Source organism: Ureibacillus suwonensis, assembly GCF_042655065.1.
Taxonomy (GTDB): Bacteria; Bacillota; Bacilli; order Bacillales_A; family Planococcaceae; genus Ureibacillus; species Ureibacillus suwonensis.
This window is the reverse complement of sequence record NZ_JBHSNQ010000052.1, coordinates 1-1,137: the sequence shown is the minus strand read 5'-3', so window position 1 is coordinate 1,137 and position 1,137 is coordinate 1. Positions and strand designations below refer to the sequence as shown.

Sequence of the window (1,137 nt, the reverse complement as noted above, 5' to 3'; positions counted from 1 at the left end):
AAGAGCGTTAGAAACGCTTCCACTTCAATTCCGATATGAGTTGCCGCACCGCCTCCGACTCCGACATGTTTTTTGTCTGACAGTATTTCTGGAGAAGTTCGTAAAGCTCGTCGTCCAAGCGCACGGTAATGCGATATGACTTGGACTTTTCTTCTTTTGGGCGTCCACGTTGGAGCTTTTTGCGTTCGACGCGCAGATCATCATGGACGACAACATCGAGGTATCCGAACCGCTCATAAATGTTTTTATGTTTCTCTACGAATTCTTCCCACATTCGGGGAATTTCTTCAAGAAGCCGGAGGTACTCTTCCTGCAGCCTCTTTGTTTCCTCTGGGGACCGAGGGCGCCGCTTGCCGAATTCCTGAAGGACGAGAACCTGAAAATCGTGCCGCTCATAGCATCTTCCTTCCATCATCGCCATCACCTCTATTTTTTGTCCGACACTATTTGTGTTTATTATACCTCCAGACTTTCACTAATTCAACATTTTTCGTCTGACATAAAATTAAGATACCAGTGCCAATTTTGCCTTTCAAAGCACAAATTAATCGAATCGGCGTTTTTCAGAACAAAAATCGCTGTTTTCGAGCTGAAAGATAATGTTTTNTTGGACTGGGAAGAGGTAAAGCGGTTCGCCTATGCCGGCCAGGCGTTTATCCCTGTCAACGTGGAAAACAAAGGGGATTCGGTCAAACTTTTTTTCAGGAGCGGGGAAACTAAGCTGCTTGACGTGCAATCGAGTCTGTTTTTGAAGCGGCTTCTGACCTTCTTTGGCACAAGCATTTCGATCAACCGCATCGGTATGGGGAGTTGGTGGGGAAAAAGCAGCTCGTTCCCATCGTATTGTCGTATGGCTTTACCATCATTCCGTTTAACGTTCGCGAGCCGGTCGGCCGACAAAGCCGTGTAGGGTGGTTTGTGTCAAGAGAGATTGAGCAGTTCCGGCAAAGATCTCCCCAGTGCACCACGATCCATCTTCTTTCCGGACATCAGATTCCTGTGTTTCATTCCCGCAAGTTCTGCATTGACCAACTCAAAAATGCAAAATGGATTGAGATGTGCTACGGGGAGATTCATGAACCGCATCGCAGGCAATGGATAAACGGCAGCGCAGTTTGTGAAACGGTGGTTATGTAG

General features: G+C 47.1%; 2 protein-coding genes. One reads left to right on the top strand and one right to left on the bottom strand.

Going from position 1 to position 1,137, the window contains the following annotated elements; genetic code table 11:
• Nucleotides 1–7 precede the first annotated feature (7 nt).
• Complete coding sequence (locus ACFPOH_RS06515) at nt 8–415, bottom strand: DUF6290 family protein (RefSeq protein WP_049752141.1); 408 nt, start codon at nt 413–415, stop codon at nt 8–10.
• Nucleotides 416–813: 398 nt separating this feature from the next.
• Between ACFPOH_RS06515 and ACFPOH_RS06510 the strand changes: the two genes are divergently transcribed.
• Nucleotides 814–1,137, top strand: coding sequence for a competence protein ComK (locus tag ACFPOH_RS06510; RefSeq protein ID WP_340720971.1), 324 nt, complete (start codon nt 814–816; stop codon nt 1,135–1,137).